Source organism: Chromobacterium amazonense (assembly GCF_001855565.1).
GTDB lineage: Bacteria > Pseudomonadota > Gammaproteobacteria > Burkholderiales > Chromobacteriaceae > Chromobacterium > Chromobacterium amazonense.
In genome coordinates this window covers 19,369-37,217 of record NZ_MKCR01000014.1, presented here as the reverse complement: position 1 = coordinate 37,217, position 17,849 = coordinate 19,369, and the positions used below count along the sequence as shown (strand labels likewise).

Genomic DNA, 17,849 nt, shown 5'->3' with positions numbered 1-17,849 from the left:
CAGCCGGCGCCCCAGGCTCTTTCTTTAAAGGCGTAAGGTGAAGCCACGATTTCACTGGAGCCACCATCATGGATCACGCATTGACTTTTGTGATCGGCAGCCTGTGCATTCTTGCGATCTGCTACCGCCTGTACGGGGTATTCTTCACGCGCAAGGTGCTGGGCGTCGACGACAGCGCTGTCACCCCTTCCCATGAGCTGAAAGACGGCAAGGACTACGTGCCCACCAGCAAGTGGGTGGCCTTCGGCGGCCACTTCGCCGCCATCGCCGCCGCCGGCCCGCTGGTCGGCCCGGTGCTGGCAGCCCAGTACGGCTATCTGCCCAGCATGATCTGGCTGTTGATAGGCTGCGTCATCGGCGGCGCGGTGCACGACACAGTGGTGCTGTTCGCGTCGATGAAGCACCACGGCAAGTCCTTGTCCGAAGTGGCCAAGGCCGAGCTCGGCCCGCTGGCCGGCTGGTGCACCGGCCTGGCCATGCTGTTCATCATCACCATCACCATGGCCGGCCTGTCCATGGTGGTGGTGCACGCGCTGGAGCGCAACCCGTGGGGCGCTTTCGCCGTGTTCATGACCATCCCCATCGCCATAGCCGTCGGCCTGTGGGAGCGCGTCACCGGAAGCATGAAGAATGCCAGCTATGTGGGCATCGCCGCCATCATGGCCTGCGTGTTCGCCGGCCCTTACATCCAGCACACTGCGCTGGGCGAATGGCTGTCGCTGAAGGCATCCACCGTGTCGTTGCTGCTGCCTATCTATGCCTTCTTCGCTACCGCGCTGCCGGTATGGATGCTGCTGACCCCGCGCGCCTGTCTGTCCAGCTTCATGAAGATAGGCGTGTTCGGCCTGTTGGTGGTCGGCGTGGTGTTCATCAACCCGCAAATCCAGTTCCCGGCGGTGACGCAGTTCATCCACGGCGGCGGCCCGGTGCTGTCCGGCCCGGTATGGCCCTTCATCTCCATCACCATCGCCTGCGGCGCGATCTCCGGATTCCACGCCTTCATCGGCTCCGGCACCACGCCCAAGCAGATCGACAAGTGGAGCGACATCCTGCCGGTGGGCTTCGGCGCCATGCTGGCCGAATGCGTGGTGGGCGTGATGGCCTTGATCGCCGCCACCGCCTTGCATCCGGCTGATTACTTCGCCATCAACTCCGCGCCGGCCGTGTTCCACACCCTGAGCATGGACGTGGTGAATCTGCCCAAGCTGTCCGAGGAAATCGGCCTCGATCTGTACGGCCGCACCGGCGGCGCCGTGACGCTGGCGGTGGGCATGGCGGACATCTTCACCCGCATCCCGTGGTTCAGCAATCTGGCGTCCTATTTCTTCCAGTTCATGGTGATGTTCGAGGCCGTGTTCATCCTCACCGCCATCGATTCCGGCACCCGCGTCGCCCGTTACCTGATCCAGGACTTCGTCGGCGACCTGTGGGCGCCGCTGAAGCGCACCGACTGGATGCCCGGCGCCATCGGCGCCTCCGTCGTGGCCTGCGTGATGTGGGGATACCTGCTGAACTCCGGGGACATCAACTCGGTATGGGCGCTGTTCGGCGTGTCCAACCAGCTGATGGCCTCCATCGGCCTGATCATCGGCGCCACCATCATCCTGCGCCTGTCGCACAAGCGCAGCTATATGATGACCTGCCTGGTGCCGCTGGCCTACCTGTACGTCACCGTCAACTACGCCGGCTACTGGATGGTCAAAAACGTGTACCTGAACCCGGCCGCCAAGGGCTACAACCTGTTCAATGCCGGCATCTCCATCGTGATGCTGGTCCTGGGCCTGGTGATTCTGATCTCCGCCTGCCGCCGCTGGAAACAGCTGCTGAGCCGTCCGGCTCCGCAGCCGGAACTGAAGCCGGCTTTGTCTGAAGCCTGATTCAGATCAGCCAGCAAAAAGCCCGTCGCGATCGCGACGGGCTTTTTGTTTGGCACTGGCTGGCGGATCTAGAAGAACACCACCGTCAGCAGCACGAAGCACGGCAGCAGCACCGCGCCGGACCACATCATGTAGCCGAAGAAGCCGGGCATCTTGACGTGGCGGTGCTCGGCGATGGCTTTGACCATGAAGTTGGGCGCATTGCCGATATAGGTCATCGCGCCCATGAACACCGCGCCCATCGAAATGGCCAGCAGCGTATCGGCCAGCGGGCCCATCATGGTGGCGGCGTCGCCGGATGCCAGATTGAAGAACACCAGATAGGTCGGCGCATTGTCCAGGAAGCTGGACAGGATGCCGGTCATCCAGAAGTACATGATCTCCAGCGGCTGGCTTTCCGGCCCGGACACCGCGTGCACCAGGCTGGCCAACTGGCCGTGCTCGCCGGCGCGCAGGATGGCGATCACCGGCGCGATGGTGATGAAAATCCCGGCAAACAGCTTGCCCACTTCCAGAATCGGCAGCCAATTGAACTCGTTGCCGGCGCGCACTTGTTTGGGGGTGATCCACAAGGAGGCGAAGGCCAGCAGCACCAGGATTCCGTCGCGCAGCAGGTTTTGCAGCTCCAGATGCGCGCCCGGCAGGTGCAGGGTGATGCCGGGCTTCCACAGGCCGGACATCAGCACGGCGCCCACTACCCCGGCCAGCAGCCAGAAGTTGCGCTTGCCGTAGAGCTTGAGCGGCTTGTCATGGCTGGTGTCCACCGGCTTCAGCGTGCCCTCCGCCGCTTCCTTGGCGTACATGTGCCGATCCAGGAAGTAGAAGATCGTCAGCAGCAGCGCGGACAGCAAAGCCACCGGCGCCAGCATGTGCAGGAAGGTCCAGCCAAAGGTCACGCCCTTCAGGAAGCCCAGGAACAGCGGCGGATCGCCCAACGGCGTCAGGCCGCCGCCGACATTGGCCACTAGGAAGATGAAGAACACCACGACGTGCACATTGCGCTTGCGGCCCTCGTTGGCGCGCAAGAGCGGGCGGATCAGCAGCATCGCCGCGCCGGTGGTGCCCATGATGGAAGCCAGCACGGTGCCGATGGCCAGGATGGCGGTATTCAGCTTGGGGGAGCCGTGCAGGGAGCCCCACACCAGAATGCCGCCGGACACGGTGTACAGCGCGAACAGCAGCACGATGAAGGGAATGTATTCGGTGAACAGCGCGTGCAGCACCAGCTCGCCGGTTTGCCCCAGGCCGAACATCACGGCGAACGGCAGCAGGAACAAGGCGGTCCAGCCGGCTGTGATCTTGCCGAAATGATGGTGCCACACGCCGGGCGCCAACATAGGAAACAGGGCGATGGACAGCAGGATGCCGGCGAACGGCACGGCCCAACCCAGGCTCAGCGAGGCGCCATCCAGATCCGCTGCCTGGGCGACGGCGGGCAACAGCATGGCGCCCGCCAGGGTAATCAGTTTATTTTTCATCAGTCCTTCCCGCGGGCATGGCCCGTAGATAAAAACGCAGCGCGAAGCTGCCAGAGCATTCCCGGTTGTGCTTGTCGGCGCAGGCCGGGCTTCCGGGTGCCGGCCTGTGCGTATCGCAAGTCCTGCCAAACGCGCGAAAACATGGAGTCGCGGACAAAAATCCGAGGCAAAACGCGCCGCCTGAGGCCGCATACGCAAGTACGGCCAGGCGGCGCAAGGATTTTTGTCAGCCGCGCTTAGCGGCTACCCTTCTGGATGAACTCGATCTTGTAACCGTCCGGGTCCTCGATGAAGGCAATCACGGTGGTGCCGTGCTTCATCGGGCCGGCCTCGCGGGTGACTTTGCCGCCCTTGGCACGCGCCATGTCGCAGGCGGCATAGGCATCTTCCACTTCGATGGCGATGTGGCCGTAGCCGTTGCCCAGCTCGTAGGATTCGGTGTCCCAGTTATGGGTCAGCTCCAGCACGGTGTGATCGGCCTCGTCGCCATAGCCGACGAAGGCCAGCGTGAAACGGCCCTCCGGAAAATCGGAACGGCGCAGCAGTTTCATGCCGAGTACTTCCTGATAGAACGATATCGAACGTTCAAGGTTCCCGACGCGCAACATGGTGTGAAGCATTCTCATGACAAAATCCTCAAAATCAGCCAAAGGCAAACAACTCGCCGCCATGCTGGCGCAACCAGCGGCGAGACTCGCGCCAGCCTGGATAAAGACGCTCGGTCTCCGCCCAGAACGCCGGCGAGTGATTCATGTGTTCCAGATGAGCCAGTTCGTGGGCGATGACGTAATCGACCACGGCCAACGGGGCCTGCGCCAGCCGCCAATTCAGGCGGATGCCGCCTTCCGCGCTGCAGCTGCCCCAGCGCGTGCGCGCGGAAGACAGCTGCAATCGGCTCGGTTTGCGGCGGCAACGCGCCGCCAGCAGGGAGAGGCGGCCGGGAAACAGCAGCGCCGCCTCGCGTTTCAGATATTTGGCCAACACGGCCTTCAGCGCCTCGGCGTCGCCCTCGGCCACGCCGGCCACCAACAGGACGTCGCCGTCGCGCCGCACCGTCTTGCGGACGCCGCCGACCAGGCGCAAGCCCAGCGCCTCGCCCAGCAGCGTCAGCCGGCTCAGATCCTCGCTCTTGGCCAGCTGGCCGCGCTGGCGCAGCACATGGCCGACGATCCAGTCGTGGCGCTGCCGCAACACCTGATGCAGACGCTCCTGGCTGACACCGGGCGCGGCGATCAGCTCGACCACGCCGTCGCGCACCCGTATGCCTATGCTCTGACGCGTCCGCCGCGTCAGCAGCACCGGCACGTCGCCGTCAGGCAGAGGCAGGCGATGCCAGACGCTGGCGTTTTTCATCGGGATCGGCAAACGGACCTACGCCGCCGATTTCGCGCTGGCGGGCTTCGATCCAGGCTTCGGCTTCGGCCATCATGGATTCTGGGCCGACGCTTTCGGACGGACGGATGGCGGGGCCCACCACCACGGTGACCTCGCCCGGATATTTCAGAAAAGCGTTGCGTGGCCAGAATTCGCCGGCGTTATGGGCCACCGGCACCATGGGCATGTCAAACTGCTTGGCCATGCGCGCCGCGCCCAGCTTGTACTTGCCGATGCGGCCCGGCTTGGTGCGGGTGCCCTCCGGGAACACGGTGATCCAAAAGCCGTGGCGCTTGCGCTCCAGCCCCTGCTCCAGCAGGCGCTGATTGGCGCGGGAGCGGTCCGAGCGGTTGATCATGATCGGGTTCATCAACACCAGGCCCCAGCCGAACAGCGGTATCCAGGCCAGCTCGCGCTTGGCCACATACACCTGCCACGGGAAGATTTTCTGCAGCGCCAGCGTTTCCCAGCCCGATTGATGCTTGGCGCAGATCACCGACGGCTCCGTCGGGATGTTTTCTCTCCCCAACACCTTGTATTTCAGGCCGATGACGTGCTCCAGCATCCACAGCAAGGTCATCGCCCAGCTGACGCCGAATACGTGGCGCTTGCGGCGCGGCAGCGGCGCGGCCAGCAGCAGCAGACAGAAAAACAGCGGCGTAATGGCGATGAGCACCAGCCAGTACACCAGATTGCGTATCAAAAGACTGATCATGCTTGCGGTATCTGCCTCAATGATGATTGATCAAATGCTCGGCGGCATCGTACAAGTCGTTGAACACCAGAGTGTTTTCCGGCAGCTTGCCGGCCGCCAGCGTCTTGACGCCCTTGCCGGTCTTCACCAGCATGGGCTGCCCGCCGACCGCGGCGATCGCTTCCAGATCGCGCAGGCTGTCGCCGATCAGCGGCAAGCCTTCCAGCTTGACGTTGAAGCGCTCGGCGATCTCCAGCACCATGCCCGGCAGCGGCTTGCGGCATTCGCAGCCATGGTCCGCCGCGTGCGGACAGAACACCACTGCGTCGATGCGGCCGCCCGCCTGTCCCACCAGACGGTGCATTTTCTCGTGCATGGCGTTCAAGGCGTGCATGTCGAACAGGCCGCGGCCGATGCCCGACTGGTTGGTGGCCACCACCACGCGCCAGCCCGACTGGGTCAGATTGGCGATGGCTTCCAGGCTATGCTCGATCGGCACCCACTCCACGCTGTTCTTGACGAAATCGTCGCGATCCTGATTGATCACGCCGTCCCGGTCCAGAATGACTAGCTTCACGCTTTCTCCAATGAGTAGGGCGGAAGCCCCGCTGGGGCGTTCCGCCGTTTGCATGCTTTCCGACTGGCGGCTTGGCGGAACGCCCGGCATGGCCGGGCTTCCGCCCTACGCTTACTCCGCCAGCAGCGAGATGTCCGCCACGCGGTTGAACAAGGCGGCCAGGCGAGCCAGCAGCGCGATGCGGTTGGCGCGGACCTGGACGTCCTCGGCCATCACCATCACGCCGTCGAAGAAGGCGTCCACCGGGGCTTTCAGGCTGGACAGCTGCGCCAGCGCGCCGGCGAAGTCGTGGGCGGCGAACTTGGCTTCCACCGCCGGGGCCAGATCCTGCACCGCGGCGTAGAGCGCCTGTTCGGCGGCTTCCTGCAGCAGGGCGGGATTGACCTCGCCAATGCCGCCTTCGGCCTTCTTCAGGATGTTGTTGACGCGCTTGTTGGCGGCTGCCAGCGCGGCCGCTTCCGGGAGCGCCTTGAACTGCGCCACGGCCGCCAGCACGGCGCGCACTTCGTGGATGCGGCTCGGGGCCAGCGCCAGCACGGCGTCGATCTCGTCGCCCTTGTAATCGGCGGCCAGGAAGTTCTTCAGGCGGTCCATCATGAAGCCGAACACCTCGTCGGCCACCGTGGCGGACAGCTTGCCATCCGGGAACGCGCCGGCCACGATGGACAGCAGTTGCTTCAGGTCCAGATCGGCTTCCAAAGCCATGCGCACCACGCCCAGCGCGGCGCGGCGCAGCGCGAACGGGTCCTTGTCGCCGGTCGGGATCAGGCCTATGCCCCAGATGCCGACGATGGTCTCCAGCTTGTCCGCCAGCGCCACGGCGGTGGCGATCTTGCCTGCCGGCAGCGTGTCGCCGGCGAAACGCGGGTGGTAATGCCCCTCGATGGCGGCCGCCACCTCGGCGTGTTCGCCGTCGTGCTGGGCATAGTACATGCCCATGATGCCCTGCAGCTCCGGGAACTCGCCGACCATGTCGGTCACCAGGTCAGCCTTGGCCAGGTAGGCCGCGCGCGCGGCCAGCGCGGTGTCGGCGCCCAGTTCATGGGCGATGGCGCCGGCGATGCTCTGCAAGCGCTCCACACGTTCCAGCTGGGTGCCGATCTTGTTGTGATACACCACGTTGGCCAGACGCGGCAGGCGGCTGTCCAGGCGATGCTTCTTGTCCTGCTCGAAGAAGAACTTGGCGTCGGACAGGCGGGCGCGCAGCACGCGCTCGTTGCCGCCGACCACGAAAGACGGGTCTTGCGGCGCGATATTGGACACCAGCAGGAAGCGGTTCATCAGCTTGCCGCTCTGGTCCAGCAGCGGGAAATACTTCTGGTTTTGCTGCATGGTCAGGATCAGGCACTCCTGCGGCACTTGCAGGAACTCGGCCTCGAAACCGGCCTCCAGCACCACCGGCCATTCCACCAGCGCCGTCACCTCATCGAACAGCGCGTCCGGCGCGGCAATGGTGGCGCCAAGCCGGGCGGCGGCCTCGGCCAGCTTGTGGCCGATCAGCTCGCGGCGGGCGGCGAAGCTGGCGATGACCTTGCCCGCTTCATGCAGGGTGCGCGCGTAATCGTCGGCGTGGGCGACCGCCACCTCGCCTTGCGACAGGAAGCGGTGGCCGCGGGTGGCGTTGCCGCTCTTGAGGCCCAGCACTTCGCCGGCGATGACCTTGTCGCCATGCAGCATGATCAGGCCATGCGCCGGACGGACGAATTGCACGTCGGAATCGCCCCAGCGCATCAGCTTGGGCGCCGGCAGCTTCTTCAGCGCCAGCGCCACCACGTCGGCCAGCACGGCGGACAGCGCTTCGCCGGTCTTGGTGCTGGCGTAGGCGTACACGTCCTGCTTGCCGTTGTTGACGATGGACAGTTGGGACACTTCCACGCCGCAGGAGCGGGCGAAGCCGGCCAGGGCCGGCGTCGGCTGGCCATCCTTCATGCCGGCGGCCACGGCCGGGCCCTGGCGCGTGATGTGCTGGTCCGGCTGCACGGCCAGCACGCCGGGCAGCTGCACGGCCAGACGGCGCGGCGAGGCGTACACCACGGCCTCGGCATCGGCGGCGGCGAACTGCATCTTCTTCAGTTCTTCGGTGATGGTCTGGGCGAAACTCGCGGCCAGACGCGGCAGGGCCTTGGGCGGCAGCTCCTCGGTCAGGAGTTCGATCAGCAGGGTTGCGTTCATTCTCTTCGGTTTCAATTATTGGGAGGCATTTCCGGCCGCGTCGCAGATCACCTTCATCATGGCGTGGGCGACCGAATCCTCGTTCACCGGCTGCCACTTCCAGGCATAGCGCGGCACCGGGAACATCGTGGAAAACAGGTGCTTGTTGTTTTGGTCAAAATACTCTGAACCGACAAACACATACTGGTACTGCTTGCAATCGGCGTAGCCAGTGGTGCGGCGGATGTAGAAATAGAGCTTGTACGGCTTTTCGTAGTGCTGCTTGGCAAAGCGCTCCTGGTTGATGAAATGCACCAGTCCGTCCTTGCCCAGCCACAACGCATTTCCATCTATCGCCAGCTGCAGCTGGCCGCCGTCCCGGTACACCACCCAGTCGGCCGCTTGCTCGGCCCAGGCCGGCAAGCTCGCCAGCAGCAACATCGCGGCACACGCTCTCATCATCCTCTCCTATCGGTCAGGCTGGACTTGCCAGCCTTAACAGCATAGGCGATGGCCGCATCGCAAAACGGTCAATCCTTTCGGCACATCGGGAAGCCCAGGGCCTCCCGCGCATCGTAATACGCCTGCGCCACGCCGCGCGACAGGTTGCGGATGCGGCCGATGTAGGCGGCGCGCTCGGTCACGGAGATGGAGCCGCGCGCATCCAGCAGGTTGAAGGTGTGGCCCGCCTTCAGGATCATTTCATACGCCGGCAGCGGCAGGCTGGCGTCCAGCAGCTTTTTCGCCTCGGCTTCGTAATCGTTGAACTGGCGGAATAGCAGCTCGACATTGCTGTGCTCGAAAGCGTACTTGGACTGCTCCACCTCGTTCTGATAGAACACATTGCCGTAGGTCACCGGCTGGCCGTCCGGCAGATGGGTCCAGATCAGGTCGTAGACGTTTTCCACGCCCTGCAGATACATGGCCAGGCGCTCCAGGCCATAAGTGATCTCGCCCAGCACCGGCTTGCAATCGAGGCCGCCCACTTGCTGGAAATAGGTGAACTGCGTCACTTCCATGCCGTTCAGCCACACTTCCCAGCCCAGGCCCCAGGCCCCCAGCGTCGGGTTTTCCCAGTCGTCCTCGACAAAGCGGATGTCCTGCACCGTCGGGTCCAGGCCCAGTTCCTGCAGCGAGCCCAGGTACAGCTCCTGGATGTTGGACGGAGACGGCTTGAGCACCACCTGGAACTGGTGGTGCTGGAACAAGCGGTTAGGGTTCTCGCCGTAGCGGCCGTCCTTGGGGCGGCGGCTGGGCTGCACGTAGGCGGCGTTCCAGGGCTCAGGACCCAGCGCGCGCAGGAAGGTGGCGGTGTGCGAGGTGCCGGCGCCCACTTCGGTATCGTAAGGCTGCAGCAGCGCGCAGCCCTGGCGGTTCCAGTAGTGCTGGAGCTTGAGGATGATTTCCTGGAAGGTAAGCATAAACGTGTCGATGGAAAATTTGACAAATAAACGTCGATTCTACCGCCTGCCGCCGCTCACGCAAAGCCGGAACGGCCAAAGCCGCCCAAGCGGTCCGCCAGCCGCCGCCCCTTGCGCAGGCAATCGGCCAGCGAAACCCCGTCGAGCCAGTTCACGCACAGATGCAGGCCCTGCCCCGCCAGCGGCTGCGCCAGGCGCCGCACGCGCCCCTGCAGCGCCGTGCCCTGAGGCAAAGCCTCCTGCCAGCGGGTAATCCGCTGCGACAGCGGCGCGGCGCGCAAACCGAACAACTCGTCAAGCTCGGCATTGACCCGAGACAACAAATCTTCGTCGCTCAAACGCAGCAAGTCGGGACGACGACGCCCGCCGATGAAACAGGTCAAGAGCCGCTTATCGTCTTGGCAGACATGCGGGTAGCTGGCGCTGACCGAGAGATAACCCAGCGTCAAGGCGTCCTCGCCATGCGGGTGCAGCGCGCCGCCGCCGGGCAAGGGACTGGCCAAGGCATCGGCATCCAGCAAGGTAGACACCACCGCCAGCGGCGCATAGGGAATGCGCCGACAGGCATCGGCCAATGCCGGCGCCAGCGGGTGCAGCAGCATGGCGGCCTGGGAGGCCGGCAAAGCCAGCACCACCTGCTCCGCATAAGTCCAGCCGGAACTAGTGCGCAGGCGCCAGCCGGCCCCCTCCCGCCTCAGCGCGGTCACCGCGGTGTTCAAACGGACATCGAGATCCCGCGCCAACTGGCGCGGCAATTGCTGCAAGCCGCCGCGCAGGGTGCAGCCGCGGCGGCGGCCCAAGCGGCGGTTCATCCGCATCAAGCCGCCTAAGAAGGGCCCGCGGCATTGCGCCGCCTCGGCCAGATCCGGCAGGGTTTCCTCCAGCCGCAGCTCGCGCGGATCGCCGGCGAAAATGCCGCCCACCATGGGATCCATCACCCGCGACAGCACCTCGCGGCCAAAGCGCGAATCGCAAAAGGCGGCGACGCTATCCAAGCCGGCCGTCTCCTCGCCCGACCTGAGCATGCCGGCTACGACCTGCCATTTGGCGCGCCAGCTCAGCAAATCGCCGCCCAGCAGCTGCAATGGGCCGGCAGGCAGCCGCCGATAGCGGCCATTGAGCAGGACATAGCGCTGCCGGCCGTCGCGATGCGGCCACACCGGCTCCAGCCCCAGCGACGGCAGCCATTGCAACAGCTCCTCATCCGCCAGCAGGGTATGCGGCCCCGCTTCGCATAGCGCCTCTCCCTGCTCCGTCCTGACCTTGCCGCCGACCCTGTCGGCGGCCTCGAACACGCTTACCGCCGCCCCCTGGCGCTGCAACCACCAGGCACACGACAAGCCGGACACCCCGGCGCCTATCACCGCAATCATCAGCCTCTCCTTCACCAGGATATTTATTAGCTTCTGATTATCCAGCTAGCGGTCCGGCGCTAGTTGATGGCGGTCAAGCCGAGGGCTTTGCCATGAGCCTGCTCGCCAAGTCCTTGCGTGCCAGAAAACAAAAAGGCCGCCCGGAAAACGGGCGGCCTTACTGAAGGCGCAGGCTAGAATTTACTGCCAGTCCAAAATCACCTTGCCGCTCTGGCCGGACAGCATGGCGGCGAAGCCTTGCTCGAAGTCATCAACCTTGAAGTGGTGGGTGATGATGGGGCGGATGTCCAGGCCGGACTGGATCAGCGCCACCATCTTGTACCAGGTCTCGAACATCTCGCGGCCGTAGATGCCCTTGATTTCCAGGCCCTTGAAGATCACCTGGTTCCAGTCGATGGCGGTATTGGACGGCGGAATGCCCAACAGCGCCACCTTGCCGCCGTGGTTCATCGTCTCCAGCATCTGGCGGAAGGCCTGCGGATTGCCGGACATTTCCAGGCCCACGTCGAAGCCCTCAGTCATGTGCAGCTCCTGCATCACCGCCTTCAGGTCTTCCTTGGCGACATTGACCGCGCGGGTGGCGCCCATCTTCTTGGCCAGCTCCAGGCGGTAATCGTTGACGTCGGTGATCACGACATGGCGCGCGCCGACATGCTTGGCGATGGCCACCGCCATGATGCCAATTGGGCCGGCGCCGGTGATCAGCACGTCCTCGCCCACCAGGTTGAACGACAGCGCGGTGTGCACGGCGTTGCCGAACGGGTCGAAGATGGAGGCCAAGTCGTCGGAGATGTCGTCCGGAATCGGGAAGGCGTTGAAGGCCGGAATCACCAGGTATTCGGCGAACGCGCCTTCGCGGTTGACGCCGACGCCGGTGGTGTTGCGACACAAGTGGCGGCGGCCGGCACGGCAATTGCGGCAATAGCCGCAGGTGATATGGCCTTCGCCGGACACGCGCTGGCCGATCTTAAAGCCCTGCACTTCCGAACCCATGCCGGCGACGACGCCGACGTACTCATGGCCGACGTGCATCGGCACCGGGATAGTCTTCTGCGACCACTCGTCCCAGTTCCAGATATGGATGTCGGTGCCGCAGATCGCGGTCTTGGTGATCTTGATCAACAGATCGTTGTGGCCGACTTCCGGCATCGGAACATCGGTCATGGTCAGGCCGGGCGCGGCCTGCAGTTTGGCTAGTGCTTTCATGGAAACCTCATCCTTGCCGCGGCATGTTGCGACAATATTTTTAGCCACGGAAACACTCGGAAGAACACGGAAAGGCTGCCGCCCCTTGAAAAACGCCAAAGAGACCCATCCCTCGGTTTTATTCCGTGCCTTTCCGTGTGGTTCCGTGGCTCATTCCTGACTTAAATCACACCCAGTTCGCGGCCCACCTTGGTGAACGCGGCCACCGCTTTCAGCACTTGCTCTTCGCTGTGCGCGGCGGACATCTGGGTGCGAATGCGCGCCTTGCCCTTGGGCACCACAGGATAGGAGAAGCCGATCACGTACACGCCTTCGGCCAGCAGCTTGGCGGCCATTTCGCCGGCTAGGCGGGCATCGCCCAGCATCACCGGGATGATGGGGTGCTGGCCCGGCACCAGGGTGAAGCCGGCGGCGGACATTTCCTTGCGGAACAGCTCGGCGTTGCGGCGCACCTTGGCGCGCAGCTCGGCGCCTTCGCCGCTCTTCAGGATGTTCAACACTTCCACGCTGGCGGCGGCGATGGCCGGGGCCAGCGTGTTGGAGAACAGATACGGACGCGAGCGCTGGCGCAGCAGGTCCACAATCGGCTGGCGCGCGGCCACATAACCGCCGGACGCGCCGCCCAGCGCCTTGCCCAGCGTGCCGGTATATATGTCCACGCGCTCGGCCACGCCGCACAGCTCAGGCGTGCCGGCGCCGGTTTCGCCGATGAAGCCGACGGCATGGGAGTCGTCCACCATCACGATGGCGCTGTGGCGGTCGGCCACTTCGCACAGGCCCTTCAGGTTGGCGATGATGCCGTCCATCGAGAACACGCCGTCGGTGACGATCAACTTAAAGCGCGCGCCGGCTTCCTCGGCGGCGATCAGTTGCGCCTCCAGATCGGCCATGTCGTTGTTCTTGTAGCGGAAACGCTTGGCCTTGGACAGGCGCACGCCGTCAATGATGGAGGCGTGGTTCAGCTCGTCGGAGATCACCGCGTCCTCTTCGCTCAGCAGCGTTTCGAACACGCCGCCGTTGGCGTCGAAACAGCTGGAGTAAAGAATGGTGTCGTCGGTGCCCAGGAATTCGGAAATGGATTTTTCCAGATGCTTGTGGATGGTTTGCGTGCCGCAGATGAAACGCACCGAGGCGCAACCGTAGCCGTAATGGTCCATGCCGGTCTTGGCGGCCAGCACCAGGCGCTTGTCGTCGGCCAGGCCCAGGTAGTTGTTGGCGCAGAAGTTCAGCACCTGCTCGCCGCCGGCCAGCGCGATGTCGGAACTTTGCGGCGTTGCGATCACGCGTTCCGGTTTTTCATAACCATCGGCTTTGATTTGGGCCAGCGTGGCTTGCAGATGGGCCAGGTAAGTATGATTCATGACAATCCTTTGCATAGGCCGGAGACGGGAATCGAACCCGCGTCCGAAGGCACCGCGCCCCGCCCGCGGCGGCGCGCCACGAAAACTGTAGCCATTCTAGCCCAGCGCACTCATCGCCAGCAGTGACAGTTATCAGTGTTTTGGCGGGACTCTGTCACCTTCCCGCAACTTTTCCGCTTCGCCAGCCGGCGCATCTTCTTCATCATCCCAAGCCAGCGGCGCCACGCCGGGCGGCAGCTGGATCGGCGGTTCGCGCTTGGCCAACCTGGCCAGCACGCCAACCACCGTGATGGCCGGCGCGGCGATGATCACAACCCAGAACCAGGTGGAATGCAGCAGGTCCATGATGCCCTCCCTCAAAAAAAAACGCCCCCAGCCCCATTCCGGGCAGGGGGCGCGGCTCATCGTTTCATTTTAGCGCTGTCGCAGCAGGCGCGCGGCATCCATCGCGAAATAGGTCAGAATGCCATCGGCGCCGGCGCGCTTGAACGCCAGCAGGCTTTCCATCATGCACTTTTCCTCGTTCAGCCAGCCGTTCTGGAACGCCGCCTTCAGCATGGCGTATTCACCCGACACCTGATAAGCGAAGGTGGGCACGCGGAAAGTGTCCTTGACGCGGCGGATCACATCGAGATACGGCATGCCCGGCTTGATCATGACCATGTCGGCGCCCTCTTCCAAGTCCTGCGCCACTTCCTGGATGGCCTCTTCGATATTGGCCGGGTCCATCTGGTAACTGTTCTTGTCGGCCTTGCCCAGATTGGCCGACGAGCCCAGCGCGTCGCGGAACGGGCCGTAGAAGCCGGACGAATACTTAGCGGAATAGGCCAGTATCTTGGTGTGGATATAGCCTTCTTCCTCGAAAGCCTCGCGGATGGCGCCGATGCGGCCGTCCATCATGTCAGACGGGCCGAACACATCGACGCCGGCCTCGGCATGGCACAGGCCCTGCTTGACCAGGATTTCCGTAGTCTCATCGTTCAGCACATAGCCGTTGGCGTCGATCACGCCGTCCTGGCCATGAATGGTGTACGGGTCCAAGGCGCCGTCGGTCATCACCCCCAGCTCCGGGAAGCGTTTCTTCAACTCGCGCACCACGCGCGGCACCAGGCCTTCCGGGTTATAGGCCTCGCTGCCCTCATTGTCCTTGGAGCCGGTGATAACAGGGAACAAGGACAGCATCGGAATGCCCAGCTCCAGCGCCTCTTCCGCCACAAACAACAGCTTGTCCAGCGTCAGCCGCGGCGCGCCCGGCATGGACGGCACGTCCACCACCAGGTTGCTGCCTTCCATCACGAACACCGGGTAGATCAGATCGTTGGCGGTCAGCACGTTCTCTCGCATCAGGCGGCGGCTGAATTCATCCTTGCGCATGCGGCGCATGCGGGTGGCGGGAAAATAACGATTAGCAAAAATCATGTCGACAATACCCCCAAAAAGACAACGGCAATTGTACGCCCATTCCCCACTCGCAGACAGCATGGCTAAGACATGAGCCGACTTGGCGCAAGAATTGAGTTTTACTCATCACCCTATTCTGCAACCCCAGGAAAACGTATGAACTTCAAAGCCTGCGGCCAGGGCATTGGAAAAAATGTCACAGCTGCTTTCAATGAATATTGAAATGAATTTTCACTCATATTTCATAAATATGATAAAAGACTACAAAAAAGGAAAAATACCATTATTAAGCCAATGATTTACATAAGATTCCAAAATGAATCGATACCAACACGTAAAATTTCAATTGCATAAATTGCGCAACGCCATCGGCTGTTAATTTGTATTTCTTGACAACAATTTAGACACAGTTAAAACTGGCCCTCCCAACGACGGCGGAATAAAAACCACATCGCCGACAAACGGCCGACACGGCTGATGACAACAAAGGGCTTTAGAGAAACATGAAGAAAACTATTATCTTTGCGGCCATTGCCGCAGCCATCCCTGCACTCGCGCAAGCTGACGTCAACCTGTACGGATCGCTGCGCGCCGGCGTTTCCGTCACCAAGAACAGCACCAACAACTACAATTCCACCTTCGGCGTGGATGACTTTGGCAGCCGCATCGGCTTCAAGGGCAGCGAGGACCTGGGCAACGGCCTGAAGACCATCTGGCAGGTGGAAACCGGTTTCGCCATGGACGGCATGGCTGGGAAGGGCACCGCCTCCGGCACTTTCGCCAACCGCGAAAGCTATGTCGGCCTTGATGGCGCTTACGGCAAGTTGCGAGTCGGCTACCTGAGCGACGTGCTGGCCGACTCGGAAGCCACCGACAACCTGTACGGCCCGCGCCGCGACAGCATGGGCACCAACTTCCCGCTGTACGAAGCCACCGATCTGTTCTCCTACGGCGACGCCCGCTTCAAGAACAGCATCCGTTACGACTCCCCGACCTGGAACGGCTTCAACGCCACGCTGCAGTACGGCGCAGGCGAAAACCAGGCCGCCGGCCAGATGAAGCAGGGCGAACAGTATGGCCTGCGCCTGGCTTACCAGAATTCCGGCTTCTTCGGCGCCTGGGCTTACGCAGGGGTGCTGAACACCAAGGGCGGCAGCAACAGCGCCACCAACCGCCTGGAAGGCGGCTACAGCGCCAACAACCTGTACTTGGCCGCCAGCTACCAGTGGCTGACCACCTATGGCGACGCTAGCACACTCGGCCTCACTCCAGCTCCCGTAGCGGGAGGCAATAAAGTAGAAAATACCACCTGGGCCCTGAACGCCGCCTACACCATCGGCAACTTCAAGCCGTCCATCGTGTACTCCAAGCGCGGCGACGCCAAGATAGACGGCACGCGCTACAGCCTGGGCGCCAGCCAGTGGGCCGCCGCGGTGGATTACACCTTGAGCAAGAACACCCTGGTGCAAGTCGGTTACGGCGAACGCAAGGACAATAAGGATGCGCAGACCGTAAACAAATTGGGTCAAGAGAAGTCCACGCTGGCCTGGGCCATGATGAAGCACAACTTCTAAGCGAAGTCATCCCGGTTTTAGAATGTGCAGACAGCCACCTCAGGGTGGCTGTTTTGCTTGGCGCCATATCATTAAAAAAAGCCAGCCCATAGTGGGCTGGCTTTGGCTTTAGCCGCGCGGCGCTTATTCGAAGAAATCGCGCAGCTTGTCCATGAAGGACTTGGAGCGCGGATTGTGGGTGGCCACATCGCCCTGGCTGATCGCCTCGAACTCGCGCAGCAACTCCTTCTGCCGCTCGGTCAGCTTGACCGGCGTCTCCACGATCACATGGCAATGCAGATCGCCGTACTCGGTGCCGCGCACGGCTTTCACGCCCTTGCCGCGCAGGCGGTAGACGCGGCCGCTCTGGGTTTCCGCGGCGATCTTGACCTTGGCCATGCCGTCCAGCGTCGGAATCTCCACTTCGCCGCCCAGCGCCGCGGTGGCGAAGGAGATCGGCATTTCGCAGTGCAGATCCATGCCGTCGCGTTGGAATACCGCGTGCTGCTTGATGTGGGTCACCACATACAGATCGCCCGCCGGGCCGCCATTCTGGCCCGGTTCGCCCTCGCCGCCCAGGCGGATGCGGTCGCCCTCGTCCACCCCGGCCGGAATCTTCACGTTCAGCGTCTTGGTGGTCTTCTTCTGGCCGGCGCCGTGGCAGCTGGTGCACGGATCAGTGATCTGCTTGCCGCTGCCGTGGCAGGTCGGGCAGGTCTGCTGGATGGAGAAGAAGCCCTGGCTCATCCGCACCTGGCCATGCCCCCCGCAAGTGGAGCAGGTCTTGGGCTGCGTTCCCGGCTTGGCGCCGGTGCCGTTGCAGGTGGCGCAGGACTCGTGCGACGGGATGCGGATCTGCTTCTCGCAGCCGCGCGCCGCCTCTTCCAGCGTGATCTCCATGTTGTAGCGCAGGTCGGCGCCGCGGTAGACGTTGGAACGCCCGCCGCCGCGCTGGCCGCCGCCGAAGATGTCGCTGAAGATGTCGGCGAAATCGCCGAAGCCGCCAAACCCGCCGCCTCCGCCGCCCATGCCGGCTTGCGGATCGACGCCGGCGTGGCCGAACTGGTCATAGGCGCCGCGCTTCTGGCTATCGGACAGGATCTCGTAGGCCTCCTTGACCTCCTTGAACTTGTCCTCGGCCTCTTTGCTGTCCGGATTGCGGTCCGGGTGGTACTTCATCGCCAGCTTGCGATATGCCTTCTTGATGTCGTCTTCCGACGCATCGCGGTTGACCCCCAGCACATCGTAATAATCTTTTTTCGACATTGTCTTTCACTCTCTGGTCGGCCCGGCCATGCGCGGCCAAACCCTGTCGTCTCGATACGGCAAAGGCACAGAGGCCGGTGGAGATGCCTCCCCCATTCCCTGTGCCTCGATCAGCGT

Annotated in this window: 16 protein-coding genes; 2 read left to right on the top strand and 14 right to left on the bottom strand. The window is 63.2% G+C overall.

The window, feature by feature from the left end:
• Nucleotides 1-68: 68 nt before the first annotated feature.
• Nucleotides 69-1,877 (top strand): carbon starvation CstA family protein, encoded by a 1,809-nt coding sequence (locus BI343_RS08580; RefSeq protein WP_071109394.1) that lies wholly within the window; start codon nucleotides 69-71, stop codon nucleotides 1,875-1,877.
• A 68-nt stretch (nucleotides 1,878-1,945) separates the two neighbouring features.
• Here BI343_RS08580 and BI343_RS08575 read toward each other — a convergent pair whose 3' ends face one another.
• The 13 genes from BI343_RS08575 to hemB form a co-directional block, all read right to left on the bottom strand.
• Entirely contained in the window at nucleotides 1,946-3,355 is a 1,410-nt protein-coding gene (locus BI343_RS08575; RefSeq protein ID WP_071109393.1) for a sodium:proton antiporter, read from the bottom strand.
• A gap of 236 nt (nucleotides 3,356-3,591) precedes the next feature.
• Nucleotides 3,592-3,981: a lactoylglutathione lyase gene (gloA, locus tag BI343_RS08570; protein WP_043621258.1), complete on the bottom strand. Its 390-nt coding sequence runs from the start codon at nucleotides 3,979-3,981 to the stop codon at nucleotides 3,592-3,594.
• A gap of 16 nt (nucleotides 3,982-3,997) precedes the next feature.
• Complete coding sequence (locus BI343_RS08565; RefSeq protein ID WP_071109392.1) at nucleotides 3,998-4,708, bottom strand: M48 family metallopeptidase; 711 nt, start codon at nucleotides 4,706-4,708, stop codon at nucleotides 3,998-4,000.
• Nucleotides 4,668-5,444, bottom strand: coding sequence for a lysophospholipid acyltransferase family protein (locus tag BI343_RS08560; protein WP_071109391.1), 777 nt, complete (start codon nucleotides 5,442-5,444; stop codon nucleotides 4,668-4,670). The genes BI343_RS08565 and BI343_RS08560 overlap by 41 nt, the downstream gene beginning before the upstream one ends.
• 16 nt (nucleotides 5,445-5,460) lie before the next feature.
• Nucleotides 5,461-6,000: a D-glycero-beta-D-manno-heptose 1,7-bisphosphate 7-phosphatase gene (gmhB, locus tag BI343_RS08555; RefSeq protein WP_043621266.1), complete on the bottom strand. Its 540-nt coding sequence runs from the start codon at nucleotides 5,998-6,000 to the stop codon at nucleotides 5,461-5,463.
• A gap of 111 nt (nucleotides 6,001-6,111) precedes the next feature.
• Nucleotides 6,112-8,172: a glycine--tRNA ligase subunit beta gene (glyS, locus tag BI343_RS08550; RefSeq protein ID WP_071109390.1), complete on the bottom strand. Its 2,061-nt coding sequence runs from the start codon at nucleotides 8,170-8,172 to the stop codon at nucleotides 6,112-6,114.
• A 15-nt stretch (nucleotides 8,173-8,187) separates the two neighbouring features.
• Nucleotides 8,188-8,610, bottom strand: a complete 423-nt coding sequence (locus BI343_RS08545) for a surface-adhesin E family protein (protein ID WP_071109389.1) — start codon at nucleotides 8,608-8,610, stop codon at nucleotides 8,188-8,190.
• A 71-nt stretch (nucleotides 8,611-8,681) separates the two neighbouring features.
• Complete coding sequence (glyQ, locus tag BI343_RS08540; RefSeq protein WP_071109388.1) at nucleotides 8,682-9,572, bottom strand: glycine--tRNA ligase subunit alpha; 891 nt, start codon at nucleotides 9,570-9,572, stop codon at nucleotides 8,682-8,684.
• Nucleotides 9,573-9,628: 56 nt separating this feature from the next.
• A complete protein-coding gene (gene hemG / locus BI343_RS08535) occupies nucleotides 9,629-10,945 on the bottom strand; it encodes a protoporphyrinogen oxidase (RefSeq protein WP_071109387.1) in 1,317 nt (438 codons plus the stop codon).
• Between the two features lie 180 nt (nucleotides 10,946-11,125).
• On the bottom strand, nucleotides 11,126-12,151 hold the full coding sequence (gene tdh / locus BI343_RS08530) for an L-threonine 3-dehydrogenase (RefSeq protein WP_043621281.1): 1,026 nt from the start codon (nucleotides 12,149-12,151) through the stop codon (nucleotides 11,126-11,128).
• 161 nt (nucleotides 12,152-12,312) lie between these two features.
• Nucleotides 12,313-13,512, bottom strand: coding sequence for a glycine C-acetyltransferase (locus BI343_RS08525; protein WP_071109386.1), 1,200 nt, complete (start codon nucleotides 13,510-13,512; stop codon nucleotides 12,313-12,315).
• 132 nt (nucleotides 13,513-13,644) lie between these two features.
• Nucleotides 13,645-13,857 carry a hypothetical protein gene (locus BI343_RS08520; RefSeq protein ID WP_106076322.1) on the bottom strand — a complete coding sequence of 71 codons (213 nt, stop codon included), beginning with the start codon at nucleotides 13,855-13,857 and terminating at the stop codon, nucleotides 13,645-13,647.
• Nucleotides 13,858-13,926: 69 nt separating this feature from the next.
• Nucleotides 13,927-14,931, bottom strand: a complete 1,005-nt coding sequence (hemB, locus tag BI343_RS08515; RefSeq protein ID WP_071109384.1) for a porphobilinogen synthase — start codon at nucleotides 14,929-14,931, stop codon at nucleotides 13,927-13,929.
• Between the two features lie 485 nt (nucleotides 14,932-15,416).
• Between hemB and BI343_RS08510 the strand changes: the two genes are divergently transcribed.
• Entirely contained in the window at nucleotides 15,417-16,487 is a 1,071-nt protein-coding gene (locus BI343_RS08510) for a porin (protein WP_071109383.1), read from the top strand.
• 123 nt (nucleotides 16,488-16,610) lie between these two features.
• Here BI343_RS08510 and dnaJ read toward each other — a convergent pair whose 3' ends face one another.
• Nucleotides 16,611-17,732, bottom strand: a complete 1,122-nt coding sequence (dnaJ, locus tag BI343_RS08505) for a molecular chaperone DnaJ (protein WP_043621291.1) — start codon at nucleotides 17,730-17,732, stop codon at nucleotides 16,611-16,613.
• Between the last annotated feature and the right edge of the window lie 117 nt (nucleotides 17,733-17,849).

Coding starts and splice junctions, on each gene's coding strand:
- BI343_RS08525 (WP_071109386.1), bottom strand. CDS start 13,512: ATGAATCATACTTACCTGGCCCATCTGCAAGCCACGCTGGCCCAAATC.
- BI343_RS08565 (WP_071109392.1), bottom strand. CDS start 4,708: ATGAAAAACGCCAGCGTCTGGCATCGCCTGCCTCTGCCTGACGGCGAC.
- BI343_RS08560 (WP_071109391.1), bottom strand. CDS start 5,444: ATGATCAGTCTTTTGATACGCAATCTGGTGTACTGGCTGGTGCTCATC.
- BI343_RS08510 (WP_071109383.1), top strand. CDS start 15,417: ATGAAGAAAACTATTATCTTTGCGGCCATTGCCGCAGCCATCCCTGCA.
- hemB (WP_071109384.1), bottom strand. CDS start 14,931: ATGATTTTTGCTAATCGTTATTTTCCCGCCACCCGCATGCGCCGCATG.
- BI343_RS08520 (WP_106076322.1), bottom strand. CDS start 13,857: ATGGACCTGCTGCATTCCACCTGGTTCTGGGTTGTGATCATCGCCGCG.
- glyQ (WP_071109388.1), bottom strand. CDS start 9,572: ATGCTTACCTTCCAGGAAATCATCCTCAAGCTCCAGCACTACTGGAAC.
- glyS (WP_071109390.1), bottom strand. CDS start 8,172: ATGAACGCAACCCTGCTGATCGAACTCCTGACCGAGGAGCTGCCGCCC.
- BI343_RS08545 (WP_071109389.1), bottom strand. CDS start 8,610: ATGAGAGCGTGTGCCGCGATGTTGCTGCTGGCGAGCTTGCCGGCCTGG.
- gloA (WP_043621258.1), bottom strand. CDS start 3,981: ATGAGAATGCTTCACACCATGTTGCGCGTCGGGAACCTTGAACGTTCG.
- hemG (WP_071109387.1), bottom strand. CDS start 10,945: ATGATTGCGGTGATAGGCGCCGGGGTGTCCGGCTTGTCGTGTGCCTGG.
- dnaJ (WP_043621291.1), bottom strand. CDS start 17,732: ATGTCGAAAAAAGATTATTACGATGTGCTGGGGGTCAACCGCGATGCG.
- BI343_RS08580 (WP_071109394.1), top strand. CDS start 69: ATGGATCACGCATTGACTTTTGTGATCGGCAGCCTGTGCATTCTTGCG.
- BI343_RS08575 (WP_071109393.1), bottom strand. CDS start 3,355: ATGAAAAATAAACTGATTACCCTGGCGGGCGCCATGCTGTTGCCCGCC.
- tdh (WP_043621281.1), bottom strand. CDS start 12,151: ATGAAAGCACTAGCCAAACTGCAGGCCGCGCCCGGCCTGACCATGACC.